A 24,825-nucleotide genomic window follows, 5' to 3' on the forward strand; every position below is an offset into this window, starting at 1 on the left:
CGGTGACTCCGTCACCTAGAACGACGGGCGTCCTCGCCATGGTTCCGGCGCAGCACGTCCGGCACGCGCAGCAGCCCCGAGTCGTGCAGGCTCTCCCGCATCCGGGTGATCCGCGGCATGCGCTCGCGCTGTTCCAGCGAGGCGCGGTCCAGCTCCTCGAGGAGCCGGCGCGAGCGGTGCTCGGTGTCCATCTCGTCGAGGATGCGGTTGACCTCGGTCAGCACGGCGCCGTACAGCTGCCAGGTACGGGCGTCGCGCTGCACCTCCTCCAGGAGCAGCTGGGCGAGCTTGTCGCGGGTGGCCGCGGCCTGCCGCAGCTCGGCGGCCAGCCGGGCCTCGGCCGACTGGGCGCTGGCGCTGACGCTGGCGGTCACCAGCACCGCGAAGCTGACCACCGCGTCGGCGATCTCGGACAACAGCCGCTCCACGGCCGCCCCCGTCTCGGGCGCGAACAGCGGCTCCGGATCGCGCTCCTTCGCCAGGTCGGTGAGAGTCCGCGCCAGCACGCGCAGTACGACCGTGCAGATCTCCAGCGTGTCCAGTCCCGTCCGCAGTACCACCCGGTGCAACAGGCCTTCCCGCACGCGTGGATTGAGCCGCAGGCTGTCCTCGGCCTGGCTGAGCGCCGCGTCCACCTCGACGATGTCGTGGTCGAGCCGGCGCGCCTCGTGCAGCCGCTCGGTGGCGTGCTCGACCGGCGTACGGCCCGCGGCCTCCTCGCCCATGCGCAGCATCAGCTGCCGTACCCGCCGGGCCAGCCCCTCGATCGACTCGCCCGCCTCGTCCACCCACACCGGCGGCGCGAGCAGCAGATTGCAGCCGAGCCCGACGACCGCGCCGATGAGTGTCTCCACGATCCGTGCCCAGGCCGTGTCCCCGACCGTGGTGACCCCGAGTACCAGCATCGCGCTGATCGCCACCTCGGGGACGTACTCCTCGACCCGCACCAGCCGTCCGACGGCCAGCGAGGCCACGATCAGCAGCGCGAGGCTCCACCAGGTCAGGCCCACCAGCTGACTGAAGGCGATGGCGACCAGGACGCCCGCCACCACGGAGTTGACCCGCCGGATGCCGTTGGTCAGCGTGGCGTACAGCGTGACCTGGACGACCAGCAGTGCGGTGAGCGGCGCGGTCAGCGGGGCCGCTTCCGGGCTGAGGCGCAGGGCGACGACGTAGGCGACCGTCGCCGCGACCGCCGACCGCAGCGTCTGCACCACGACGGGATCCCGGCGCCGCTTCACGAACTCGACGACGGGATCGGTCCACGTACGTACCTCTCGCACCTCGGGTCGTTCCCTTTCCACAGACACAGTCGGACGCTGGTTGCGGACCGTAACTGTCCGCAAGGACCCCTAGATTGTTGGCAACGGCCGACGGACGGCAAGAGGGGAGAACGGTGATGGCGGACACCCGGGACTTCGAGGTTCTCACACGTGCACACGCCTATCTCGCCGAGGTGGTGGCCGCGGTGCCGGAGCCGGCGTGGGGAGCACCGACGCCGTGCACCGAGTGGACCGCACGGCAGGTCCTCAATCACGCCCGCATCGACCAGCAGGGTTACGGCCTCGCGATCACCGGGGGACGGCCGGACTCCGACCCGTTCCACCCGGCCGACGCCCTCGACGGGGACCCGGTGGCCGAGCTCGGCAAGGTGCTCCGGCAGGTCGCGGACGCGTATGCCGGGGTGTCCGCCGACGACGAGCAGGTGCCGACCCCGCTCGGCCCGCTGCCCGCGCCGCTCGCCGCGGCGGCGGCCGCCATGGACGCGGCCGTGCACGCCTGGGACATCGCGGTCGCGACCGGACAGGACCGGCCGCTGGCCCTGGAACTGGCCGAGGGGATCTGGCCGGTGGCGGAGCGGCTCGTCGATCACCTCCGGGACGCGTACCAGGTGTTCGCACCCGCCCGTGAGCTCCGGGCCGGCTACGACAGGGCCGAGACGCTGCTCGCCTTCCTCGGCCGCGATCCGCGCTGGACCCCGGCGTCCGCCTGACGGGCGCGGCGCAGCGCGCCCGAGACGACGACCAGCAGGAACAGCCCGACGAGCCAGTTCGTCAGCGCCGAGAACTGGTTGACGACGAAGTCGAAGAACTGTCCCGCCAGCAGGTCGACCAGCAGCGAGGCGCGCAACAGTTCGAGCCCCCGCACCCGGTCCCGGCGCAGCCGCACCGCGCCGGCGACGGCCAGCCCCAGCATGACGGCCGAGCACACGACCAGCCCGATCACCGCACCCCACTCCGGTTCGTGCCGCAGCCGTCCCGCGACCAGGTCCCGGCCCACGCCGACCAGCAGCACCGCACCCTGCAGCACGGTCCAGGTCAGCGCCGCCGACAACGTCACCCGGTGCGCGCACAGGGCGGCGACGGCAGTACGCCCGCGCGCCATCGCGTGGCGTACGGCGTCCGGCACGCGCACGCGTGGCCGCGCCGGTGTCGGCTCGACGCACTCCAGCAGCCGCACCAGCGCGAGGTCCACGGGCCGGCTCGAACCCTCCAACGCCCGCAGCGCGGACCGGCGTTGAGCGTCCGTGAGCCCGGACACGACACCGGTGAGCGCGAGATCGGCGGCCCGTGCCGTGCGCGCCTGAGGCGGTCCCGGCCGCCGTACCACCCATCGGCTGAGCACGACCAGCGCGGCGAAGGCGAGGTAGATCAACCCGGCGGCGGGCCGGTAGAGATAGCCCCCGCCGTCGCTGACCACCTTGCCGATCTCGTCGATGAACAGCCCGAAGCCCACCCCGCCGGCCAGCGCGCCGCACAGCCGTACCCGGCGGCCCAGGAAGACGAGCAGGACCAGCAGTCCGGCGGCCATCAGCAGGCCGCCCCAGAGCATGTGCGCGATGTGCAGTCCGGTGCCGTGTCCGCCCAGCTTCGGGTAGCCGGTGCTGGCGAGCAGCCAGCGGGTGAACAGCACGGTGGCGATGCCCGCGAGCAGGAACACGCGCAGGTCGGTGCCGGTCGTGGCCGTGCGCGAGGGCAAGCTGGGCCGCCAGGTCGTCATGCCTGCATCGTCTCCGCCGTACGCACCCGGGATCCATGAGGGAAACCCCCGTCATCGCAGGGGGCTGGGCGCACCCCCGGGACGGAGGACTGCCGGATGGTGCCCGACTCGCCGGCCGCGCAAGCCTGGATCACGAAAGGCGTCGGACCTCACTCGTCCCGACCCTGCACATGACCCTGAGTGCCCGGACGGCTGGTACGGCGTCGCCCTCGCCCGCACCCATGACGTCCTGATCCATCCCCGCCGGGTCGAGGCGGCCCGGTTGCGGGACCGGTTGCCGGCGGCGCCCGTAATTCGCCGGAGTGATCGGGCAAGCGTGGCAAGATCGTCGCGTCGGTGGCCGGCGTCGTCTCGCGGCTGCCTCAATGGGAGGGGCAGCCAGTGGACTTCGGGCACGTCGAGTCGGCGCGGGCGCGGTCGGCGCTGCGGCATGTCGCCGCCCGGTCGGCGGGGCCGGCAGTGGGAGCGGAGCTGCGGATCACGCTCAACCTCCACCCGGACCGGCTGATCGGCGGGCTGCCCATCCTCCAGGCACTGGCCCAGGACGGCGTCTACCACTCGCAGTTCGTGACCGGCACCAGCAACGGCGGACTCACCGCGCGTCCCGGCGGCGACCGCTGGCGCTGGGAGAGCCGGATCTTCGGCGGCGCCTACGACGACGGGAGTCCGCAGGACCGGCCGGTGTACGGCGCGCTGAACTTCCGCCGTCAAGTCGTGGGCGCCGCACCGAGGTTCGGCTCCTCGCACTTCCGGCTCACCGCCGACGCCCTTGCCCGGACCACCTTCTGCTACCCCGACAGCGCTGCCGAGCCGACCGACTTCGGCGTCGCCGCCGGCATGTCCCTCATCGCGCTCGCCGAGGCCGACGAGCAGGACGCCCTCAACGACTACATCGAGGCCCAGATCCACGGACGCGTCCTCCTCGACCGGCATGTGGAGGCGCTCGTCCTGGACGCGAGCTACCGCGGCACGCCGGTCGAGGCCGCGGCCGGGCTGCTGTCCTGCCCGGTGGAATGGCACCCCGGCTACCGCCTCACCGTGGCCGAACTGCGGCGGCACGGGGACTACCGCGGACAGGAGTACGCGGAACTGGGCGCCCGCATCGCCCAGGACGACCGCGTCGACCCCCGCATCATCGGCGACGCGGCCCGTACCGGCCGTCACGAACTCCAGGACCTGAAGATGATCTGGCACACTCTCGCCCGCTTCGGCGCACCGGAGGGGGCGGGGACGGCTCGTGCCCCGGGCGCGGAAGGCGAGGGTGCGACGGGTGCCGAGGTCGGGGGAGCGGGGCGCGCCTGAGCGTCGGGGCCGGCGCCCGGGGAGAAGGCACGGCCTTTGGCTCGGGAGCCGGTGTGGCCGCCGAGCCGGGTGTCCATGCCGGTGGAGCGCCCAAGCGTCGGGGCTGGTGCCCCGGGAGCGGGTGCCGCTTGGGGCCCGATTGCTGCGTGAATGACGCGGCGGGTGCTGATGTTGGGAGAGCGGGGCGCGCCTGGCGCCGGGTGTTGGTGTCCCGGGAGGCGGCACCGCCTCGGCTCGGGAGTCGGTGTGGCCCGCGCGGCGGGTGCCCGTGTCCGGGGAGCAGGTTGCGCCTAGGCGTCCCTCGCCGGTGCCCCGGGTGATGTCACCGTCTCTGTGCCCGGCGCCGACGCGGCCGGTGGCCACACGCCCGGTGTGAGTACGCCCAGTGCGTAGGCGCGGGCGATCAGTTCCGTGCGGTTCGACGCGGACCAGCGGGCCGCGAGGCGTCGCAGGTGGTACGTGACGCCGTCCGCGGTCAGGCCCGTCTCCTTCGCCGCCTTCCCCGTGGTCGCGCCGCCGGCCAGCAGGGCCAGGATGCGGGCCTCGATCGGTGCGACCCGGGCGGGTGTCTCGGGCCGGGGCTCGCGCTCGCCCAGGACGCGCAGCATGACCAGCAGGGTCGGGGTGTCCTCCACGTTGTCGCTCACCGGATCGGCCGTCAGCTCGCCGAAGCGCTCCGCCCCGCCCGGCGCCTCCCAGCGCACCGACACCTGGTACCGCGACCGGTGCCTCAGCCGCAACGCCTCCGCGATCCGCTCCACCTGCGTGGCCTCCTGCGGCCGGAACAGCTCCAGCACATCCCGGCCGCGCAACCGCCCCGGGGTCGTACCGCACTCGGCCGCCATCGCCGGATTGGCCAGCAGGACATCGCCGTACACATCGCAGACCGCGACCGGTACGGAGACGCGGTCGAAGAGGAGCAGGGCGCGGTTGCGCCAGACCACGGCCTCCCTACGGCCCTCTTCCACCAACCGCTCCTGTCGCCCGGCGCGCATACCTGCACTACAGAATCATGCTGGCCGGGGGACTGAGAATTCCGTGGTGGACGCGCTGTTCTACAGGGCGAGCCAGGCAGACCGGTCCGGCCCCAGCAGGCCGTCCTCCAACGGGCCGCTCGTCAGCAGGACCGACGTGTGCTCGGGCAGGGGTTGCGGCTCGGGGGAGAGGTTCACGACGCACACGAAGCCGGGGGTGCGGGTAAAGGCGAGGACGCCGGGTGGGGTGTCCAGCCAGGTGAGGGTGCCGTCGCCCAGGGCGGGATGCTCGCGGCGCAGGCGCAGCGCCGTCCGGTAGAGCTCCAGCATGGAGTCCGCGTCGCCGGTCTGCGCCGCCACACTCAGCTCGGCCCACCCCCGCGGCTGCGGCAGCCACGGCTCGCCCTCCGCACCCTCCGGGCTGAAGCCGTACGGCGCACTCCGCCCCGACCACGGAATCGGCACCCGGCAGCCGTCCCGCCCCCGGTCGGTGTGCCCGGACCGCTTCCATTGGGGGTCCTGCAACACCGCCTCGGGCAGGTCCTCGACCTCCGGGAGCCCCAGCTCCTCGCCCTGGTAGACGTAGGCCCCGCCGGGCAGGGCGAGCATCAGCAGCGCGGCCGCCCGGGCCCGCCGCGTGCCCAGCTCCAGGTCGAGGGGGCCCTCGGGGCGGTACGGCTCGTTCGCCACCCAGCGCCGGGCGACCTTGCGGCCGTAGCGGCTGGGGTGGCGTACGACGTCATGGTTGGAGAGCACCCAGGTGGCGGGCGCGCCCACCGCGTCGAGCATGGCGAGGGAGTCGTCGATGACGGCGCGCAGGTCCTTGGCGTCCCAACTGGACATCAGGAAGTCGAAGTTGAAGGCCGTGTGCAGCCCGTCCCGGCGGACGTAGGCGGCCAGCCGCTCCGGGGTGTCCGCCCACGCCTCCGCTACGAACGACCGGTCGCCGGGGAACTCGTCCGCCACCCGACGCCACGCCCGGTAGATGTCGTGCACCTCGTCCCGGTCCCAGTGCGGATGGTCGAGATGCCGGCGGGGCTGCCCGGTCGCCGTCGATTCCCCGCGGGGCGGCAGGTCCGGCAGTTCGGGGTGCTTGATCAGACCGTGCGCCACGTCGATACGGAAGCCGTCCACGCCCCGGCCGAACCAGAACCGCAGGATCGACTCGAACTCGGCCCGCACCTCCGGGTGTTGCCAGTTGAGGTCGGGCTGCTCGGGCGCGAAGAGGTGCAGGTACCACTCCCCGTCGGGCAGCCGGGTCCAGGCCGGCCCGCCGAAGCAGGACACCCAGTCGTTCGGCGGCTCGGCACCGTCCGCACCACGCCCGGCCCGGAACACGTACCGCTCCCGCTCCGGGCTGTCCGGCCCCGCCGCCAACGCCGCCCGGAACCAGGCGTGTTGGTCGGAGGTGTGGTTCGGCACGATGTCCGGGATCACGCGGATGCCGTGCCGGTGCGCCTCCTCGATCAGTTGCTCCGCCTCCTCGACCGTGCCGAACAGCGGGTCGATCTCCCGGAAGTCGGCGACGTCGTAACCGTGGTCCGCCATCGGCGACTTGTACCAGGGGTTGATCCAGACGGCGTCGACGCCCAGCGACTTCAGATACGGCAGCCGGGAGCGGAGACCGGCGATGTCACCGACGCCGTCGCCGTTCCCGTCGGCGAAGCTGCGGATGTAGACCTGGTAGATCACGGCGTCGCGCCACCAGGGCGCCGGGCTGTTGGACATAGGGGTGCGTACTCCTCGGCTGTGACAACGCTTGCAAGCTTGGATCCTCCCGGGTGGTGCCGTCAATGGGTTGCCTGGCGGTGAATCCGTGACAGCGCTGCCACGGCATGCGCACGCCTGTGCTAGCGTCCGCGCATGCCACCTGCTCAACGGCACCCCACCATGGCCGATGTCGCCGAACGGGCCGGGGTCTCCGCCTCCACCGTCTCGCGCACCCTGCGGGGCCTGTCGAACGTCTCGCCCGAGGTCCGTGCCCGGGTCGAGCTGGCCGCCCGCGAGCTGAACTTCGCCGTCTCACGGCACGCGTCGAGCCTCGTGACCGGCCGGACCGGCGTCGTCGCCGTCCTCGTACCCACCCTGAACTCCTGGTTCATGGGCTCGGCCCTGTCCAGCCTGGGCCCGCTGCTACGCGCCGCGGACATGCAGCTCGCGGTCTACGTGATACCCGACCTGACCGAACGCGCCGCGTTCTTCGAGCAGTTGCCCGCCCGGCGCAACGCCGACGCGCTGCTGGTGTTCTCCTTCGACCTCACCGAGGAGGAGAGCGCACGGCTGGACGACCTCGGCATGCCCGTCGTCTACGTCAGCCAGCACGCCGAGGGGCGGCCGAGTGTGTACGTCGACGACGTGGCCGGGGCCCGGCACGGCACCCGGCATCTGCTCAACCTGGGGCACCGGCGCATCGCCTTCATGCAGACGGCGGGCGCCACCGGGTTCGCGTTCAGCTCGCGCGAGCGGCTGCTCGGCCACCAGCAGGCGCTCACCGAGGCGGGCGTTCCCCTGGACGACAGCCTCGTCGTCGCCACCGAGACCGACGGCAAGCGGGGCGTCTCGGAGGCCCTCGGCCGGCTGCTGAGCCTGCGTGAACCGCCCACCGCGGTCTTCGCCGAGCAGGACGAACTCGCCGCCGACCTGATCTGGACGCTGCGCCGGGCGAGGATCGAGGTGCCCGAGCGGATGTCCGTCCTGGGCTTCGACGATCAGCCGGCCGCCGAGTGGTTCGAGCTGTCCACGGTGGCCCAGTCGCCGTCGGAGATGGGACGGGTGGCCGGCGAACTGGCCCTGGAGCTGATCGACGACCCCGACGGGGACCACCGGCGGCACGTCGTCCTGCCGACTCTTCTCATCCCGCGGGCCAGTACCGCTCCGCCGCCCGCGCCGGAGAAGGATCCCTGCTGAGGGTTTGGCAAGCCCCTCTGGGAATTCTTGACTACAGGATCATGTAGTGCCGTGGTGCGGTGGACCCGGCCGCCTCGACCAGCCTTGACCGCAGTACTCCCGTACCGCGAAAGGCAGTTGTCGCGCCATGCCCCCCACCGCGCTGCACCCCCACACCATCGGCGCCCTTCCCGGCGTCCCCGTCGTCGACATCTCCGCCACCGGGCCCGGCCGGACGCCCATCCAGCAGGTCATGGGCCTGATGCGCGAGCACGGGCCGGTGCTCGTGCGGCGGCTGCACGGGCGGGAGACGCTGTTCGTCGGCGACCTCGACCTGGTGGCCGACCTCGCCGACGAGCGGCGGTTCGCCAAGCACGTCGGGCCCGCCCTGGAGAACGTCCGCGAGTTCGCCGCCGACGGCCTGTTCACCGCGTACAACGACGAGCCCAACTGGGCCAAGGCGCACGACATCCTGATGCCCGCCTTCGCGCTCGGCTCGATGCGCACCTACCACCCCGTGATGCTCCGGGTGGCCCGCCGGCTCATCGGCTCCTGGGACCGGGCCGCCCACGCCGGACAGCCGGTCGACGTCCCCGAGGACATGACCCGGATGACCCTCGACACCATCGGACTCGCCGGATTCGGCTACGACTTCGGTTCCTTCGGACGCGACGAGGCGCACCCCTTCGTCGAATCCATGGTGCGCTGCCTGGAGTGGGCCATGACCCGGCTCGCCCGCACCCCGGGCCGTGACCACTCGGCCGCCGACGCCGCCTTCCGGGACGACGCGGGCTACCTCGCCCAGGTCGTCGACGACGTCATCGCCTCCCGCACCGGCATCGACCGGTCCGGCGCCGGGGACCTGCTCGGCCTGATGCTGACCGCGGCACACCCGGCCGACGGCACCACCCTGGACGCCGCCAACATCCGCAACCAGGTCATCACCTTCCTGATCGCCGGCCACGAGACGACCTCCGGCGCGATGTCCTTCGCCCTCCACTACCTCACCAAGCACCCGACCGCGCTCCAGCTCGTGCAGCGCGAGGCCGACGCCCTGTGGGGCGACCAGGCCGACCCCGAGCCGACGTACGACGAGGTCGGCCGGCTGACGTACACCCGCCAGGTCCTCAACGAGGCGCTGCGGCTGTGGCCGACGGCCGCCGTCTTCAGCCGGCACGCGCTGGAGGACACGCTGCTCGGCGGGCGGCTGCCGCTGAGGGCCGGGCAGTCCGTCACCGTGCTCGCGCCGATGCTGCACCGACAGCCCGTCTGGGGCGACAACCCCGAGCTGTTCGACCCCTCCCGGTTCACCGCCGAGGCGGAGGCGGCCCGCCCGGTGCACGCCTTCAAGCCCTTCGGCACCGGTGAACGCGCCTGTATCGGGCGGCAGTTCGCGCTGCACGAGGCGACCATGCTGCTGGCGATGCTGGTCCACCGCTTCCGGCTGCACGACCACGCCGACTACGCACTGAACGTCAAGGAGACCCTCACCCTCAAGCCCGAGGGCTTCACCCTGACCCTCACCCCGCGCACACCCGCCGACCGCGAGCACGGTCTCCTTCCCGGGACCGGTTCGGTCGGAGCCGTTGCCACCGGGGGTCGGCCGGGCGGAGCCGCGGATACCGGGAGTCGGCCCGGTGGAGCCGCCGGGAGCCGCGCCCCGCACGCCCTCCCCGCCCGCGTCCGTCCCGGCACCACCGCCCTCTTCCTGCACGGCAGCAACTACGGCACCTGCCGGGACTTCGCCGCCCAACTCGCCGACGAGGCCTCGGCGATCGGCTGCGACACCCAGGTCGCGCCCCTGGACGCCTACGCCGACGGCCTGCCCACCGACCGTCCCGTCGTCATCGCCGCCGCCTCGTACAACGGTCGCCCCACCGACGACGCCACCGCCTTCGCCGCCTGGCTGGAGCAGACCCACGACCTCGAGGACGTCACGTACGCCGTCCTCGGCGTCGGCGACCGCAACTGGGCCGCCACTTACCAGCACGTCCCGACCCGTATCGACGAGCGCCTCACCGAACTCGGCGCCACCCGTCTCGTCGACCGCGCGGCCGCCGACGCCTCCGGCGATCTCACCGGCACCGTAAGGGAGTTCACGACCCGACTCCGTATCGCCCTCCTGGAGCGGTACGGCGACCCGGACGCCACCGCGCCGGGCGGTGAACCGACCGTTGCCTACGAGGTCCGCGCCCTGACCGGCGGCCCGCTGCACGCGCTGGCCGGACGCCACGACCTCGTCCCCATGACCGTCACCGAGGCCCACGACCTCACCGCCCCCGGCCACCCGCGCCGCAAGCGCTTCGTCCGCGTCGCCCTCCCCGACGGCGTCACCTACCGCACGGCCGACCACCTCACCGTGCTCCCCGTCAACGCCCCGTCCCTCGTCGACCGGGCCGCCACCGCCCTCGGCGTCGACCCCGACACCGTCCTGGACATCCGCGCCATCCGCCCCCGGCGCGACGGCATCGCGGTGGACCGGCCCTTGACGGTACGTCAACTACTGACCCACCACGTCGAGTTGCAGGAGCGTCCGACCACGGCCCAGCTGGCCGCCCTCGCCGCCGCCAACCCCTGCCCGCCCGAGCGCCTCGCCCTCCAAGCCCACGCCGCCGACGACCCACGCACCCTCGTCGAGGTCATCGAGGACAATCCCGCACTGTGCGGATCTCTCGACTGGTCGCAACTCCTCGAGATCCTGACCCCGTTGCGCCCCCGCCACTACTCGATCTCATCCTCGCCCGCAGTGGACCCCGGCCACGCGGACCTGATGGTCTCCTTGCTCGAAGCGCCCGCACGCTCCGGCAGGGGCGTCTATCGGGGGACCGGCTCCGGCCACCTCGCCTCCGTCGAGCCCGGCGACACGATCCACGCCCGGGTGCAGCCGTGCCGCGAGGCCTTCCGCATCGACGATCCCACCACCCCGGTGATCATGGTCGCGGCAGGGACGGGCCTCGCCCCCTTCCGCGGAGCCGTCGCCGACCGCATGGCCGCCCTCGCCGCGGGAACCGAACTCGCCCCCGCTCTCTGCTACTTCGGCTGCGACGCCCCCGACGCGGACTTCCTGCACGCCGAGGAGCTGCGCACCGCCGAGGCCGCGGGCGCCGTTTCGATCCGGCCGGCCTTCAGCACCGCGGGCACCTTCGTCCAGCACCGCATCGCCGCCGAGGCCGACGAGGTCTGGGAGCTGCTGGGCGCCGGCGCCCGCGTGTACGTCTGCGGCGAGGGATCACGAATGGCCCCCGGCGTGCGGGAGGCGTTCCGTACCCTGTTCCGGAAGCACACGCCGGACGCCGACGAGCCGGCCGCCGAGCAGTGGCTCGACGGGCTGGTGCGGGACGGGCGTTACGTCGAGGACGTGTACGCCGCGGGGTGACGCGACGGAAGGGGCGGGGCGTTGGTGGACTCCTGGGAATGGGCTCGGCGGGTACTGGCGGGCGCAGGCCTCGACCCCGAACTCCTTGCCGGGGTGCGGCCGTTGAGCGGCGGCACGTACAACACCGTCGAGGAACTCCGCCTCCTCGACGGCACCCGCTACGTCCTCAAGGTCCCGCCCGCGTCCACCGTCCCCGGCATGCGCTACGAGCGCCAACTCCTTCTCTCCGAGGCGGAGTTCTACCGCGCGGCCGCCGTGGCCGAGGTCGCCGCGCCATGCGTCGTGGCCGTCGGCGAGGACACCGCCGTACCGCATCTGCTCATGACCGCCTGCCCCGGCGAGCCCTGGGACGGGGCGGTCACCGAAGCCGAACGGGCGCGGTTGCGACCGGAGTTGGGTCGCCAGGTGGCCCGGCTGCACACTGTGACCGGGCCGGGATTCGGCTATCCTTCCGGCGCCCTCGGCCCGCTCGCGCCCGACTGGCGGACCGCGTTCGCCGGCATGGTCGAGGCTGTCCTGGACGACGCCCTGGACTACGGAGCCCGGCTGCCCCGGTGCGTCGACAAAGTGGCGGGCACACTTGAGACCGGCTTCGCCGCGCTCGACGAGGTCACGACCCCCGCTCTGGTCCACTTCGACCTCTGGGACGGGAACATCCTGCTGGACCGTCCGGCGGGGGAGGAGCCTCGCATCGGTGGGCTCATCGACGGGGAGCGGATGTTCTGGGGCGACCCCCTCGCGGACTTCGTCTCCCTGGCCCTGCTGGGCGACATCAAGAAGGACAAGGCGTTCCTCGCGGGGTACCGGGAGGCGGGTGGCCGGGTGGAGTTCGACGTACCGGCGCGGGTGCGGCTGGCCCTCTACCGGGCCTATCTCTACCTGATCATGCTCACCGAGACGGTGCCGCGGGCGGTCGACCAGGAGCAGGAGCGGTGGGTCCAGGCGGTGGTCGCGCCGGAGCTCGTCATCGCCCTGGAAGAGGTCGAGGAGTTGACCGCGTCTTAGCTCACATCGTGAACTAAGGGTTGGAGGAATGTCGCGCCGGACCTGCGGTCGGAGGTATGTTGCAGGTCGAACAGGGTGCGAAGGGAGCCACATGGCTGCGGGGCGGAACGGGCGCACGGTACGCGACCTCAGGCGGGCCAACCGCACGGCCGTGCTCCAGCGACTCTACTTCGACGGGCCGCTGAGCCGCTTCGAGCTCGGCCCGGCGACCGGGCTGAGCTCCGGCTCGGTCAGCAACGTCGTCGCGGACCTGGTCGCCGACGGCCTCGTCGAGGAGGCCGGCAGCGTCGACTCCGACGGCGGGCGGCCCCGCACGCTGCTGCGGGTCGCGCCCGGCAGCGGGCACATGATCGGTGTCGACGTCGGCGAGACGCGGGTGCGCGTCGAGCTGTTCGACCTCACGCTCACCGAACTCGCCCGCGCGGAGCGGCCGTTGGAGCAGCAGCGGTACGAGGTCGAGGTGATCGTCGGGCACATCCGGGACGGCATCGACGAGGTGCTCTCCGAGGCCGGTGTCCCCGCGGATCAGCTTCTCGGTGTGGGCATCGGCGTGCCAGGGATCGTCGAGTACACGCCGGAGCGGGGTGCCGTCGTGCACGGGCAGACCATCGGATGGGACGCGGTTCCGTTGGAGCGTCTGCTGCGGGGCATGTCCCAACTTCCGGAGTCCGTGCGGTACTTCATCGACAACGGGGCGAAGACTCTCGGGCAGGCCGAGATGTGGTTCGGCGGGGGGCGGGGTGCGCGCAACGCCATCGTGGTCCTGTTCGGCTCCGGCGTCGGTGCGTGTCTGGTGACGCCGGAGGTGGAGCACGGGCGGGCCGTCGAGTGGGGGCATCTGACGGTACGGGTCAGGGGGCGGCGGTGTCGGTGTGGTGCGCTCGGGTGTCTGGAGGCATACGCCGGGGCGGAGTCGCTGCTCGACCGGTGGCGTGAGGAGGGCGGGCGGCCGCCCGAGGGGACGGACGAGGAGACCGCGCTGACGGCGATGCTGGCCGCTGCGTATCCCGCCGGGGGTTCGGCGGACTCGGTTGCGCTGGCCGTGCTGGAGGAGACCGCGGAGTATCTGGGGGCCGGACTGTCCGACCTGATCAATCTGTTCCAGCCGGAGCGGATTCTGATCGGGGGGTGGGCGGGGCTTCAGCTGGGTGCGCGGTTCCTGCCTGCCGTGCGGCGGCATGCGGCTTCGTACGCGCTGCGGTATCCGGCCGAGAAGGTGGCGATCGAGCTCGGGCGGTTGGGGCCGGATGCGGTGACCGTCGGGGCGGCGATCCTGCCGCTTGCCGACTTCTTCGCCCGCGGGGGCGGCGGCCCGAGCCGGTGCCCGAGGGGCCGGCGCCGGCTTGGCAGACGGCGTTGGAGGAGCGGGCTCCGTAGCTGCGCGGACTGTTGTCGGCCGGGTGCGGGATCGTGGCGTGGGGGTTGCCCGTTCGGGTTCCGTGCACCCCGTGCACCCCGTGCACCCCGTGCACCCCGTGCACCCCGTGCACCCCGATCCGCACGAGTCCTCCGTCTGACCGTTGCCATCGGCGACCGGAGATGATTCGAAGATGAGCGAGATCATCCTGATGTCCGACGCCCGGGTCGCCGCCGTACCGGTGAAGGAGAACGGCGAACCCCTGGTCGACGTACGCGACGCGCTACTCGTGGACGACCGCAAGCACAAGGACTCCCAGGGCGCCGAGGTCCATCTGCGCCGGAGTGTCCTCGAACGTCTCCTCGCCGCGCAGGCCCTGCTGCCCGACGGCCTGCGGCTGCTCTTCGTCGAGGGCTACCGGCCACCGGCCCTCCAGCGGTACTACTTCGAGCGGTACGCCGACGAACTGCGCACCGCACACCCCGACTGGCCGGCCGACCGCGTCCGCAGCGCCGCAAGTCGCTATGTCTCCCCGCCCGAGATCGCCCCGCACAGCGCTGGCGCCGCCGTCGACCTGACCCTCGCCGACGCCGCCGGCCGCGAACTCGACCTGGGCACGGCGATGAACGCCGACCCCGAGCAGAGCGACGGCGCCTGCTACACCGGGGCCGGCAACATCACCGACGAGGCCCGGGCAAACCGCGCGGTACTGGGCGAGGCGCTGGACTCGGCCGGGCTGGTCAACTACCCGACCGAGTGGTGGCATTGGTCCTACGGCGACCGCTACTGGGCGCTGCTGAACGGCGAGCCCGCCGCGCTCTACGGTCCCGCGGAACTCGTCAACTCCTAGGCGGCGAAGGCGTTCACGCCCGTCAGCTCGGCCGACAGGGCCCACAGACGGGCCGCCTGCTCGGGGTCGGTCGCCCAGGTCTTGACGCCGCCGCGCTCGTCGCCGTCCACCGCGGGCTCGGCGATGTCGCAGTCCTCCAGGTAGACGCCGCCGAGACCGTCCAGCTGCGGGGAGGTCGCCGCCCACACCTGGGTGGCCGCCCCCTGCGGCGGGGTCTTGAAGCCCTCGGGGTTGAGGACGTTGCCGTCCGCGTCGATCCAGCCGCGCTCGATCATCTCCTCCTTGGGGATGTGCCGTTGGAGCGGCGTGAGGATGCCGCCGGGGTGCAGGGCGAAGGCGCGCACCCCGGCGTCGCGGCCGAGCCGGTCCAGGTGGACGGCGAACAGCACGTTGGCGGTCTTGGCCTGGCCGTACGCCTCCCACTTGTCGTAACCCCGCTGCCAGTTGACGTCGTCCCAGCGGATGCCCGAGAAGTGGTGGCCCCGGGAGGACACGGACACGATGCGGGCGCCGCCCGGCTCGATCGCCGGCCACAGCCGGTTGACGAGGGCGAAGTGGCCGAGGTGGTTCGTGGCGAACTGGGCCTCCCAGCCGGGCCCGACCCGCGTCTCCGGGCACGCCATGATGCCCGCGCTGTCGATGAGGATGTCGATGGTCCGCCCGGAGGCGAGGAACCGCTCGGCGAAGCCGCGCACGCTCTCCAGGTCGCCGAGGTCGAGCTCGTCGATCTCGACGCCGTCGATCCCGGCCAGCGCCTCCTCGGCGGTGGCCCGGCGGCGGGCCGGGACGACCACGTGGGCGCCCGCCTTGGTGAGCGAGCGGGTGGTCTCCAGGCCGAGGCCGGAGTAGCCGCCGGTGACGATCGCGAGCTTGCCGGTGAGGTCGATGCCGTCCAGGACGTCGTCCGCGGTGCTGGTGGCGCCGAAACCGGACCCGATCTTGTGCTGTGCAGTGCTCATACCCGGAACGCTACGAATTGAAGTGCTCTCGAAGTCAAGGGCGATGCGCGCCCGCACAGAGGAAAGCCCCGACCGGACGGGGGATCACGGTCGGGGCGGCCAAGCGGTGGGCGCGGATGGCGGTCGCCTCTCGGCGAAAGGCTCCACAGGGCTTCAGCCGAACGATCGTCCCTGTGGGCAAAAGGTGAGGCCCGGGGACACTGTCCCATCCGCACCCACGGCTGGTTCAACGGAGAACCACCCGTGGGTGTTCCTGCTCCCGACCACGGAGCGTGGTGACGTGTGTCACTCCCTGTGCCGCTCCCTGTTGGCCCAGGTCAGCAGCCGGTCCAGGGGCCAGGTGGTCACCACGCGCTCGGCCGGCACCCCGCACTCCTCCGCGCGGGCACAGCCGTATGCCTGCCAGTCCAGCTGGCCGGGCGCGTGCGCGTCCGTGTCGATCGAGAACAGCACCCCTGCCGCCACGGCCCGCCGCAGCAGCCGCCTCGGCGGATCGAGCCGCTCCGGCCGGCTGTTGATCTCCAGCGCCGTGCCCGTCTCGGCGCACGCGGCGAACACCTCGTCCGCGTCGAACTCGGACTCGGGCCGCCCCCGCCCGGTCACCAGCCGCCCGGTGCAGTGGCCGAGGATGTCCGAATGCGGATTCCGTACGGCGGCCACCATCCGCCGGGTCATCGAGCGGGCGTCCATCCGCAGCTTGGAGTGGACCGACACCACGACCACGTCCAGCCGCTCCAGCAGCTCCGGCTCCTGGTCGAGCGAGCCGTCGTCGAGGATGTCGCACTCGATGCCGGTCAGCAGCCGGAACGGCGCCCAGGTGGCGTTGAGCTCCGCCACCACCTCCAGCTGTTCGCGCAGCCGCTCGGGTGACAGGCCGCGGGCCACGGTCAGCCGGGGCGAGTGGTCGGTGAGCACCGCCCACGCGTGCCCGAGCGCCGCCGCGGCCCGGCCCATCTCCTCGATCGGGCTCCCGCCGTCCGACCAGTCGGAGTGCAGATGGCAGTCCCCGCGCAACAGCGCCCGCAGCCGCTCGCCGCCCTCCGGGAGCGTGGCCGCGGGCTCCGCCTCCAGCTTCTCCAGGTAGCCCGGCACCTGTCCGGCCAGTGCCTCCCGCACCACCTGGGCCGTCTTCGGGCCGATGCCCTTCAGCGACTCCAGCGACCCGTCGGCGGCCCGCTCGCGCACCTCCTCGGCGGGCAGGGACGCGAGCACGCGGGACGCCGTGCGGAAGGCGCGGACGCGGTACGTGGGCGCCAGCGACCGCTCCAGCAGGAAGGCGATCCGGTCCAGAGCCCCGACGGGATCCATCGAGACCTCCTTTCTGGACGAATCGGGAGATTCGCGAGCGCCGAATGCGTTCTACGCTCTATTGCATGACCGAAATCGCTAGCCCGCACATCTCCCACCCGCGGATCATGGTGCTCGGTGTCCAGCCCGGCACACCTCCCTTCCGGATCATGGAGATCGACGGCGTCGTGGTCGGTGAGGCCAGGACGGTCACCGACGTCCTGGCGGCGGCGGCCGCCTTCGGCGTCCCGATCCACGACATGGACGACCCGGACGTGGTCCGCTGGGTCGGCGGCGACAAGTACACCTGGCGGCTGCACTAGCCCTTGTCGGCCGTCCGGCGCGGCAGTCGCTCCCGCGCGTGCACGGCCCGGCCCAGGCGACGGCCGAGGAGGAGGTAGCCGAGGAGTGCGCCGGTGGTGTTGAGGATGACGTCGTCGATGTCGAACGCGCGCCCCTCGACCAGTGCACCCTGGGCGAACTCGACCAGCAGCATGACCACGGCGGTCAGCAGCAGCACCCGCAGCAGCCCGCGTGCCCGCGGTGCGACGACCGGGACGAGGATGCCGAACGGGACGCCCAGCAGCACGTTCCCGCCGATCTGCTTCACCGCGTCCCGCAGCGCCGGCTGATCGAGATAGGCCCGCAAGGTGCTGCCCGGATGCATGTTCGTGTGCGCCATCGAGACCGAGGCGGGGGAGGGCTCCAGGGTCAGCTTGGCCAGCACCACGGCGAACGCCACCATGAAGCCGAAGGCGCAGAGCATCGCCAGTACCCGGAGCGGCCAGACCATCACCGGACGATCCGTGCGGGCCGATCGGGACCCACGCTCGGGCTTGGCGTTCTTCGAAGCCTTCCCGGCCTTCGGAACCCTCGCCGGCTTCCCGCCCTTGTCTTCCTTCCCGCCCTTCGCGGCCTTGCCGTTCTTCGCGAGTTTGCCGTTCTTCGCGAGTTTGCCGTTCTTCGCCGGCTTGCCGGCGTCCGGCGGCTGCCCGGCCTTCCCGGACTTCGCGCTACGCAGGCGTAGGGGCGAACGTGGGCGCAAGGCTGCACGGGCCATCAGGTCCTCCAGTCTTCAACTTCCCTGCGTTCCAAGGCGGTTACCCGCTGAGCCGCCGACGATGCAGCCGTACCACCGGTTCCGGTCGGCCGACGCCTGATCAGCTCTGGTAGGAGACGTGCACCTCCTTGAAGCCGAGGGAGTGCAGCAGGCCCTCGAGCATGTCCGTGGTGTTGGTCTCGGCCCGCTTCGTCAGACCGCTGTCCTTGGCCGCCTCGCCGATGTGCTTCACCGCGAGCTTCTGGACGGCCTGTTCGCTGTTGGGGTTGTCCGAGAAGAAGTCGCCGAGCCGGTCGAGGAGACCGCGCTGCTTGGAGACGGCGTAGGAACGGTCGGGGTCGAGGGTCGGCTTGCCGAGGGCGGCATGCGGCAGCCGGAGGGTCGCGGACGTGCGGTCGCCGTTGACCGTCACGTCGTCCTTGCCGACCTTGCCCAGGTCGACATACGCGTCGACGGTGCCCGCCCCGACGTACAGGACGCGGGAGCCGCGGATCGCGTCGGGCAGGTACTTGGTGTCCTTCTCCAGGTCCACGACGACCTGGAAGTTGCCGGAGGCTCCGTCATAGCGGCTCATGTCCTGGATGGACTGGAGCAGTGCGGGGCCCGAGCGGTCGTGCGTCTGAGTGCCGAACAGGTCCTTGAGGCCGGGCAGCACGGCCAGCCGGATCCCGGCGAAGAACACCGCGATCACCAGCACGACGGCGCTCACCGCCTTCGCCCAGCCGGGCATACGCCGGGACACGCGCCTGATGGGAGTGGTCATGGCGACGGTCCTCCTTCCTGACTACTTCAACGAATGCCCGCCAAACCCCGTGGCAGACCGCCGCGTTGGCCGAACGGCGCCCTTGGTCGACGCAGACGGGGCGCACTAGCGTGGGAGAACTGTCCGTACCGGCATGCCTGGAGTCCCGGATGAGTACAGACAGCACGTCCCGGCCCCTGTGTCCCATGCACCGCCTCGACCTCCCCGAGCCGGCCCCGCCCCGGCCCGCCACCCTCGCCACCGGCACCCCGGTGTGGCTGGTGACCCGGTACGCGGATGTCCGTCAGGTGCTCATGGACCCCCGCTTCGACCGCAGTTCCCTGCACGCACCGGACGCCCCGCCGCTGCTCGTCGTACCGAATCTGCTGGACGATCCGAACGGACTCGTCAACATGGACGGCGAGCCGCACCAGCGGTTGCGCGGCACCGTGCAGCGGGCGTTCACACCCCGGGCCATCGCCCGCTGGCGGCCCTGGGTGGCCTCCGTGGTCGACGTGCTGCTCGACGACTTCGCCGCTCAGGAGCAACCTGCCGACATCATCGAGGGGTTCACCCGTCCGCTGCCCGTGTCGGTGATCTGCCGGTTGATGGGGCTCGACGACCTCGACCGCGAGCGCATCCGCCACTGGGCCGACCACGCGCTCTCGGGAGGTGCGCACACCCGCGACGAAGTCGTGGCCGCCATGACCGAATTCGGGTCGTTCGGCGCCCGGTTGATCGACGAGCGGCGGAAGTCTCCCGGCGACGACCTGGTGAGCGGGCTGGTGGCGGCGGGTGACGGGCTCGAGATCGACGAGCGGCAGCTGGTGCGGCTGGTGTGCGGGCTGGTCGTGGCCGGGCACGAGACGACGATGACGGCCCTCGGCAACCTGGTCGTCTACCTCCTCACCGACGCGCGGGACGCCTGGTCCGGCCTCGCCCAGGACGAGGAGACGGCGGCCGGAGCGGCCGAACAGCTGCTGCGGGCCGTGCCGTTGAGCGAGGGGCGGGTCCTACCCGGCCTGATCCGCCGTGCCGTCGAGGAGACCGAGGTCGGCGGGGTGACCATCCCGGCGGGCAGCGTGGTCGCCGTCCAGACCAACTCCGCCAGCCGCGACCCCGACGTGTTCCCGCCCGGCCCGCCGGACCCCTTCACCCCGCTGTCCTCACCCAGCGTCATCTTCGGCGCCGGCCCCCACCACTGCCTCGGCGCCTGGCTCGCCCGCCTGGAACTCGGCCTGGCCCTGCACCGCCTCGCCGCCCGCTTCCCGGACCTGCGCGCCGAGTTCACCGCGGAGACGATCGAGTGGCGGGAGGGCCAGATGACACGGAGCCCACGCCGACTGGCGGTGTCCTGGTGAACAACCGCTAGTGCGGCCGCAGTTCCCGGTCGCCCGAGGGCCGCGACCACCACACCCCCTCCCCGTGCGTGAGCCCCGGCAGCCGCAGCTCGACCTCCCGTACCCGGCGGGCCGGCAGCTCGCCGGTGATCAGCCAGGACGTCGACCCGCCCGTCGTGCCGGTGAACTCCGCTCCGTGCGAGGCCAGTTGGGCCGTCACGGGCGCGAGGGCGTCGAGCGGGACCTCCGTCTCGAAGGCGTGGTACGGCTCGTAGAGCCTGGTGCGGGCCGCCTCCAGGGCCCGGCGCAGCACGATAGGGGTGAGGCCGCGGAAGTCGGCGGCCGTGCTGATCGGCGAGCAGTAGCCGGAGCGGACGAGGGTGACCCGGTAGTCGGTCACCGGCGCACCGGTCAGCCCGTTGAGCATGCTCTCGTGCACCGTGTCCTCGATGGCCTGGTGGAAGGCGCGGGGAAGTGCGCCGAGTTCCGTCTCGTACGTGAACACCCCGCCGGAGCCACGCGGTCCCGGCTCCACGCGCAGCCCGATGGTCGCCCAGTAGCGGGTGCCGAGGTGCCTTGGCATCTCCTCCGCGGCCTCCCCGGTGCGCCGCGGCCGCTCCAGGAACCGCACCCGCCCCGGCTCGAAGTCCGCCTCGATGCCGAAGTCCTGGACCAGCGTCGCCGCGAGCACCTCCATCTGGACCTCGCCGTACAGGAGCAGTGCGGTGGCGCCGGCGGGTCCCGGCCGGGCGTGGATCAGCGGGTCCTGGTCGGCGAGGGCGAGGAGGGCCTTGCGCAGGGCTGCAGCCTGCCTCGGGTGGCGGGCGCGGGCCAGGGTCTCCAGCGACGGCGGGGCGAACTGCGGGGTGCGGTCGGTGAGTTCGCCGAGGCGGTCGCCCACGCGCACTCCGCCCAGACCGGTGATCGCCGCGATGTTCCCGGCCGTGAGCGGTCCGGAACGGCCGATCACCGCAAGGCGGTTGGCCCGCCCGGCGACCTCGGTGGTCCGGCCGTCGGCCTCGCGCCGCAGCAGGGTCAGCCGCTGATGCGGCGTCACTTCACCCTCGTACAACCGCAGATACGCCGTCCGCTCGCCGCCCGGCCCCGGACGTACGGCGAACACCGTGCCGCGCGGGTCGGTGCCCCCGGTCGCGGGGGCGGGCGGGATCAACCGGAGCACGCCCTCCACGAGTTCGGGCACCCCCTGTCCGTCCAGTGCCGAGCCGAAGAAGAGCGGGTGGAAGGAGCCGTCGGCGGTGCGGGCCGCGAGGGCCTTGCGGAGGTCGTCCGGCGTGGGTTCGGGGCCGTCCACGACCGCCGCGAGAACGTCCGGGTCGACCTCGGCGAGCGCCTCGGCCAGCCGGGGATCCCCGGGCGGGCAGGGCGTCACCCGGGCGCCCGCGGTGCCGATGCCCGTCACGGACGTCAGCGGAGCGACGTACGGAGTGAGCCTGCGGCGGATGTCGGCGAGCAGGTCCCCCGATCGGGCGCCCCTGCGGTCGATCTTGTTGACGAAGACCAGCGTGGGCAGGCGCAGCCGGCGGAGCGTCCGCATCAGCACGCGGGTCTGTGCCTGGACGCCCTCCACGGCGGAGAGCAGCAGGACCGCGCCGTCCAGGACCTCCAGGGCGCGCTCGACCTCGGCGATGAAGTCGGAGTGCCCGGGGGTGTCGATGAGGTTGACCTGGGTGTCGCCGACGGTGAAGGCGGCCACCGCGGAGCGGATGGTGATGCCGCGCTGCCGCTCGATCTCGCCGTCGTCCGTTCGGGTGTCACCGGCGTCGACGCTGCCGAGCCGGTCGATGGCGCCGTGGTCGAACAGCAGCCGCTCGGTGAGGCTGGTCTTACCCGCGTCGACGTGGGCCAGAATTCCGATGTTCAGGGTGTGCATACGGGGTCGCGTCCTCGAGAACCGTGGGCCTGTGGAAGGGCTGGGGGATTCCGAGGAGTCGGCGCATGCGATCGATCCTGACGTGAGGGAACACGGACGGCGCCATGATGGCGTGCGGACGGTGGCGTGGCGCAACCGAATTTCGACGGCCCGTAGCATGAAGCCCCTGGTCATGATCATGCGAGGAGCGGATCGTGCGAGACATCTCCGTGTTCAGCGGCAGTGCCCACCCCGAGCTGGCCGCCGAGGTCTGCGCCCACCTCGGCGTACCGCTCAGCCCCACCCGGGTCAGCCGGTTCGCCAACGACTGTCTGGAGGTGCAGCTCCAGGCCAACTGCCGGGAGCGGGACGTCTTCCTGATCCAGCCGCTGGTCAAGCCGGTCCAGGAGCACCTGGTCGAGCTGCTGTTGATGTGCGACGCGGCGCGCGGGGCGTCGGCGGCGCGGATCAGCGTGGTCATGCCGCACTACTCCTACGCCCGCTCAGACAAGAAGGACGCGCCCCGCATCTCCCTCGGCGGCCGGCTCGTCGCCGACCTGATGGTGGCCGCCGGTGCGAGCCGCGTCCTCGCCATGACGCTGCACTCGCCGCAGGTGCACGGCTTCTTCTCGGTGCCGGTCGACCATCTGCACGCCCGGCGCGAACTGGCCGCGCACTTCCGACGCTACGACCTGTCCCGCACCACGGTCGTCTCGCCGGACCTGGGCAACGCCAAGGAGGCGGCCGCGTTCGCGCGGATGATCGGCGCCCAGGTGGCGGCCGGCGCCAAGCAGCGGTTCGCGGACGACCGGGTCTCCATCAGCTCGGTGATCGGCGAGGTGACCGACCGGGACGTCATCGTGCTGGACGACGAGATCGCCAAGGGCAGTACTGTCCTCGAACTCCTGGACCGGCTGCGGGAGTTGGGGCCCCGCTCGATCCGGGTCGCCTGCACGCACGGACTGTTCGCGGACGGGGCGCTGAAGCGGATCGGCGAGCAGCCCGACGTACTGGAGATCGTGTGCACCAACACCGTGCCGGTGCCGGAGGAGGAGCGCACCGAGAAGCTGCGGATCCTCACCGTCGCCCCGGCGCTGGCCGAGGCGGTGCGACGCATTCACAACGGTGAGTCGGTCAGCGCCCTGTTCGACGCGCCGCGAAGCGAATAGACATGAGGTAGCGGAGCAACGCTCGGCATCACAGGGATGCTCAGGAGGGGTTGCAGTGGCGAAGGCGAAGTTCGAGCGGACCAAGCCGCATGTGAACATCGGCACCATCGGTCACATCGACCATGGCAAGACGACGCTCACGGCGGCCATCACGAAGGTGCTGCACGACAGGTTTCCCGACCTGAACCCGTTCACGCCCTTCGACCAGATCGACAAGGCGCCCGAGGAACGGCAGCGCGGCATCACGATCTCGATCGCCCACGTCGAGTACCAGACCGAGCACCGGCACTACGCGCACGTCGACTGCCCCGGACACGCCGACTACATCAAGAACATGATCACCGGCGCGGCCCAGATGGACGGCGCGATCCTGGTCGTCGCGGCCACCGACGGGCCGATGCCGCAGACCAAGGAGCACGTGCTGCTGGCCCGGCAGGTGGGGGTGCCGTACATCGTCGTCGCCCTCAACAAGACCGACATGGTGGACGACGAGGAGATCCTGGAGCTCGTGGAGCTGGAGGTGCGCGACCTGCTGACCGAGTACGAGTTCCCCGGCGACGACGTCCCCGTCGTGCAGGTCTCCGCCCTCAAGGCCCTCGAAGGCGACCCGCGCTGGGCCCAGTCGGTGCTCGACCTGCTCGAAGCGGTCGACACCGCGGTCCCCGAGCCGGAGCGCGACGTGGACAAGCCGTTCCTGATGCCGATCGAGGACGTCTTCACCATCACCGGCCGCGGCACGGTCGTCACCGGCCGTATCGAGCGCGGGGTGCTGCACGTCAACCACGAGGTCGAGATCATCGGCATCCACGACGCCAAGACCAAGACGACCGTCACCGGCATCGAGATGTTCCGCAAGCTGCTCGACGAGGGCCGGGCCGGGGAGAACGTCGGTCTGCTGCTGCGCGGCGTCAAGCGCGAGGACGTGGAGCGCGGGCAGGTCGTCATCAAGCCCGGCACGGTCACCCCGCACACGGAGTTCGAGGGACAGGCGTACATCCTGTCGAAGGACGAGGGCGGCCGGCACACGCCGTTCTTCGAGAACTACCGCCCGCAGTTCTACTTCCGCACCACCGATGTCACGGGCGTGGTGACGCTGCCCAAGGGCACCGAGATGGTCATGCCGGGCGACAACACCGGTATGCACGTCGTGCTGATCCAGCCCATCGCCATGGAGGAGGGCCTGAAGTTCGCGATCCGCGAGGGCGGCCGGACGGTGGGCGCCGGGCAGGTGACGAAGATCCTCAAGTAGTGGCCGTCAGAGGACGGTCATAACGAGCCGGACGTCGCCTCGGGCTGGCCCAGGGCGGCGTCCAGGCTCGGATGGGCGGGCAGCAGCCGGGCCAGGCCCGTGACCCGCATGATGCGCAGGGTGAGCGGATGGGCGCAGACGAGCCGCAGCTCCCCGTCCTGGTCGAGGACCCGGCTGCGGGCCCGGTAGAGCAGCCGCAGTCCGGAGCAGTCGAAGAAGTCCACCCGCCGCAGGTCGATCACCAGCCGGACGTCGGGGTGCGCCGTCACGCGGTCCAGATAGGGGGCGATCTCCATGGCCGCGGCGATGTCGATCTCGCCCCGGAACTCCAGCACCGTATGGCCCCGGTCGCGGTGGACGCGCAGATGCCGGGTGAGCGGCGCAGGTTCCTGCTCCACG

At 72.0% G+C, this 24,825-nt stretch carries 20 protein-coding genes and 1 pseudogene; 11 read left to right on the forward strand and 10 right to left on the reverse strand.

All coding sequences use genetic code 11. The annotated features are described in order from the left end of the window. Positions 1 to 11: 11 nt before the first annotated feature. On the reverse strand, positions 12 to 1,283 hold the full coding sequence (locus ACQEWB_RS46365; RefSeq protein ID WP_432842400.1) for an FUSC family protein: 1,272 nt from the start codon (positions 1,281 to 1,283) through the stop codon (positions 12 to 14). Between the two features lie 116 nt (positions 1,284 to 1,399). Between ACQEWB_RS46365 and ACQEWB_RS46370 the strand changes: the two genes are divergently transcribed. Continuing rightward, positions 1,400 to 1,993, forward strand: coding sequence for a TIGR03086 family metal-binding protein (locus ACQEWB_RS46370; RefSeq protein WP_432842402.1), 594 nt, complete (start codon positions 1,400 to 1,402; stop codon positions 1,991 to 1,993). Here ACQEWB_RS46370 and ACQEWB_RS46375 read toward each other — a convergent pair. Next, positions 1,924 to 3,000: a hypothetical protein gene (locus ACQEWB_RS46375; RefSeq protein WP_432842404.1), complete on the reverse strand. Its 1,077-nt coding sequence runs from the start codon at positions 2,998 to 3,000 to the stop codon at positions 1,924 to 1,926. The genes ACQEWB_RS46370 and ACQEWB_RS46375 overlap by 70 nt on opposite strands. 381 nt (positions 3,001 to 3,381) lie before the next feature. On the opposite strand from ACQEWB_RS46375, the gene ACQEWB_RS46380 reads away from it, so the two are divergent. Continuing rightward, on the forward strand, positions 3,382 to 4,302 hold the full coding sequence (locus ACQEWB_RS46380) for a DUF3626 domain-containing protein (RefSeq protein WP_432842406.1): 921 nt from the start codon (positions 3,382 to 3,384) through the stop codon (positions 4,300 to 4,302). A 290-nt stretch (positions 4,303 to 4,592) separates the two neighbouring features. Here ACQEWB_RS46380 and ACQEWB_RS46385 read toward each other — a convergent pair whose 3' ends face one another. After that, entirely contained in the window at positions 4,593 to 5,297 is a 705-nt protein-coding gene (locus tag ACQEWB_RS46385; protein WP_432842408.1) for a PAS domain-containing protein, read from the reverse strand. Positions 5,298 to 5,357: 60 nt separating this feature from the next. Continuing rightward, complete coding sequence (locus tag ACQEWB_RS46390; RefSeq protein WP_432842410.1) at positions 5,358 to 7,004, reverse strand: glycoside hydrolase family 13 protein; 1,647 nt, start codon at positions 7,002 to 7,004, stop codon at positions 5,358 to 5,360. A 135-nt stretch (positions 7,005 to 7,139) separates the two neighbouring features. Between ACQEWB_RS46390 and ACQEWB_RS46395 the strand changes: the two genes are divergently transcribed. The 5 genes and pseudogenes from ACQEWB_RS46395 (at position 7,140) to ACQEWB_RS46415 (ending at position 14,750) form a co-directional block, all read left to right on the forward strand. Next, positions 7,140 to 8,183, forward strand: coding sequence for a LacI family DNA-binding transcriptional regulator (locus ACQEWB_RS46395; RefSeq protein WP_432842412.1), 1,044 nt, complete (start codon positions 7,140 to 7,142; stop codon positions 8,181 to 8,183). 127 nt (positions 8,184 to 8,310) lie between these two features. Further along, positions 8,311 to 11,538: a bifunctional cytochrome P450/NADPH--P450 reductase gene (locus tag ACQEWB_RS46400; RefSeq protein ID WP_432842416.1), complete on the forward strand. Its 3,228-nt coding sequence runs from the start codon at positions 8,311 to 8,313 to the stop codon at positions 11,536 to 11,538. A 21-nt stretch (positions 11,539 to 11,559) separates the two neighbouring features. Next, positions 11,560 to 12,543, forward strand: coding sequence for a phosphotransferase family protein (locus ACQEWB_RS46405; protein ID WP_432842418.1), 984 nt, complete (start codon positions 11,560 to 11,562; stop codon positions 12,541 to 12,543). A 91-nt stretch (positions 12,544 to 12,634) separates the two neighbouring features. Continuing rightward, positions 12,635 to 13,920: pseudogene (locus tag ACQEWB_RS46410) on the forward strand (ROK family protein). 173 nt (positions 13,921 to 14,093) lie between these two features. Continuing rightward, entirely contained in the window at positions 14,094 to 14,750 is a 657-nt protein-coding gene (locus ACQEWB_RS46415) for a M15 family metallopeptidase (RefSeq protein ID WP_432842420.1), read from the forward strand. Here the strand turns inward: ACQEWB_RS46415 and ACQEWB_RS46420 are convergent. Further along, positions 14,747 to 15,709, reverse strand: a complete 963-nt coding sequence (locus ACQEWB_RS46420) for an SDR family NAD(P)-dependent oxidoreductase (protein WP_432842422.1) — start codon at positions 15,707 to 15,709, stop codon at positions 14,747 to 14,749. The two genes, ACQEWB_RS46415 and ACQEWB_RS46420, sit on opposite strands and share 4 nt — an antisense overlap. A gap of 285 nt (positions 15,710 to 15,994) precedes the next feature. Then, complete coding sequence (locus tag ACQEWB_RS46425; RefSeq protein ID WP_432842424.1) at positions 15,995 to 17,017, reverse strand: PHP domain-containing protein; 1,023 nt, start codon at positions 17,015 to 17,017, stop codon at positions 15,995 to 15,997. Between the two features lie 65 nt (positions 17,018 to 17,082). Here ACQEWB_RS46425 and ACQEWB_RS46430 point away from each other — a divergent pair, with 65 nt between their 5' ends. Then, positions 17,083 to 17,319, forward strand: coding sequence for a hypothetical protein (locus ACQEWB_RS46430; RefSeq protein ID WP_432842426.1), 237 nt, complete (start codon positions 17,083 to 17,085; stop codon positions 17,317 to 17,319). Here ACQEWB_RS46430 and ACQEWB_RS46435 read toward each other — a convergent pair. Beyond that, on the reverse strand, positions 17,316 to 18,056 hold the full coding sequence (locus tag ACQEWB_RS46435) for a VanZ family protein (RefSeq protein WP_432842428.1): 741 nt from the start codon (positions 18,054 to 18,056) through the stop codon (positions 17,316 to 17,318). The two genes, ACQEWB_RS46430 and ACQEWB_RS46435, sit on opposite strands and share 4 nt — an antisense overlap. Before the next feature lie 100 nt (positions 18,057 to 18,156). Beyond that, the gene (locus tag ACQEWB_RS46440) at positions 18,157 to 18,819 is read right to left on the reverse strand and encodes a DUF4230 domain-containing protein (RefSeq protein ID WP_432842430.1); all 663 of its coding nucleotides are present in this window, start codon (positions 18,817 to 18,819) and stop codon (positions 18,157 to 18,159) included. A 149-nt stretch (positions 18,820 to 18,968) separates the two neighbouring features. Between ACQEWB_RS46440 and ACQEWB_RS46445 the strand changes: the two genes are divergently transcribed. Continuing rightward, positions 18,969 to 20,159, forward strand: a complete 1,191-nt coding sequence (locus tag ACQEWB_RS46445; protein ID WP_432842432.1) for a cytochrome P450 — start codon at positions 18,969 to 18,971, stop codon at positions 20,157 to 20,159. 7 nt (positions 20,160 to 20,166) lie between these two features. Here ACQEWB_RS46445 and otr(A) read toward each other — a convergent pair whose 3' ends face one another. After that, positions 20,167 to 22,029, reverse strand: a complete 1,863-nt coding sequence (gene otr(A) / locus ACQEWB_RS46450; RefSeq protein WP_432842434.1) for a tetracycline resistance ribosomal protection protein Otr(A) — start codon at positions 22,027 to 22,029, stop codon at positions 20,167 to 20,169. 194 nt (positions 22,030 to 22,223) lie between these two features. Here otr(A) and ACQEWB_RS46455 point away from each other — a divergent pair, with 194 nt between their 5' ends. Beyond that, the gene (locus ACQEWB_RS46455; protein ID WP_432842436.1) at positions 22,224 to 23,177 is read left to right on the forward strand and encodes a ribose-phosphate diphosphokinase; all 954 of its coding nucleotides are present in this window, start codon (positions 22,224 to 22,226) and stop codon (positions 23,175 to 23,177) included. A 55-nt stretch (positions 23,178 to 23,232) separates the two neighbouring features. Then, positions 23,233 to 24,426: an elongation factor Tu gene (gene tuf, locus ACQEWB_RS46460; RefSeq protein ID WP_432842438.1), complete on the forward strand. Its 1,194-nt coding sequence runs from the start codon at positions 23,233 to 23,235 to the stop codon at positions 24,424 to 24,426. 17 nt (positions 24,427 to 24,443) lie between these two features. Here tuf and ACQEWB_RS46465 read toward each other — a convergent pair whose 3' ends face one another. Beyond that, positions 24,444 to 24,824, reverse strand: a complete 381-nt coding sequence (locus ACQEWB_RS46465; protein WP_432842440.1) for an anti-sigma factor antagonist — start codon at positions 24,822 to 24,824, stop codon at positions 24,444 to 24,446. Between the last annotated feature and the right edge of the window lies 1 nt (position 24,825).

The organism is Streptomyces sp. CA-249302, from assembly GCF_050936785.1.
Classification (GTDB): Bacteria; Actinomycetota; Actinomycetes; order Streptomycetales; family Streptomycetaceae; genus Streptomyces.

What these genes read in the sequence shown, in the direction of transcription:
- ACQEWB_RS46370 (WP_432842402.1), top strand. Translation starts at nt 1,400, where the DNA reads ATGGCGGACACCCGGGACTTCGAGGTTCTCACACGTGCACACGCCTAT.
- ACQEWB_RS46375 (WP_432842404.1), bottom strand. Translation starts at nt 3,000, where the DNA reads ATGACGACCTGGCGGCCCAGCTTGCCCTCGCGCACGGCCACGACCGGC.
- ACQEWB_RS46385 (WP_432842408.1), bottom strand. Translation starts at nt 5,297, where the DNA reads ATGCGCGCCGGGCGACAGGAGCGGTTGGTGGAAGAGGGCCGTAGGGAG.
- ACQEWB_RS46390 (WP_432842410.1), bottom strand. Translation starts at nt 7,004, where the DNA reads ATGTCCAACAGCCCGGCGCCCTGGTGGCGCGACGCCGTGATCTACCAG.
- ACQEWB_RS46395 (WP_432842412.1), top strand. Translation starts at nt 7,140, where the DNA reads ATGCCACCTGCTCAACGGCACCCCACCATGGCCGATGTCGCCGAACGG.
- ACQEWB_RS46400 (WP_432842416.1), top strand. Translation starts at nt 8,311, where the DNA reads ATGCCCCCCACCGCGCTGCACCCCCACACCATCGGCGCCCTTCCCGGC.
- ACQEWB_RS46415 (WP_432842420.1), top strand. Translation starts at nt 14,094, where the DNA reads ATGAGCGAGATCATCCTGATGTCCGACGCCCGGGTCGCCGCCGTACCG.
- ACQEWB_RS46420 (WP_432842422.1), bottom strand. Translation starts at nt 15,709, where the DNA reads ATGAGCACTGCACAGCACAAGATCGGGTCCGGTTTCGGCGCCACCAGC.
- ACQEWB_RS46425 (WP_432842424.1), bottom strand. Translation starts at nt 17,017, where the DNA reads ATGGATCCCGTCGGGGCTCTGGACCGGATCGCCTTCCTGCTGGAGCGG.
- ACQEWB_RS46430 (WP_432842426.1), top strand. Translation starts at nt 17,083, where the DNA reads ATGACCGAAATCGCTAGCCCGCACATCTCCCACCCGCGGATCATGGTG.
- ACQEWB_RS46435 (WP_432842428.1), bottom strand. Translation starts at nt 18,056, where the DNA reads ATGGCCCGTGCAGCCTTGCGCCCACGTTCGCCCCTACGCCTGCGTAGC.
- ACQEWB_RS46440 (WP_432842430.1), bottom strand. Translation starts at nt 18,819, where the DNA reads ATGACCACTCCCATCAGGCGCGTGTCCCGGCGTATGCCCGGCTGGGCG.
- ACQEWB_RS46445 (WP_432842432.1), top strand. Translation starts at nt 18,969, where the DNA reads ATGAGTACAGACAGCACGTCCCGGCCCCTGTGTCCCATGCACCGCCTC.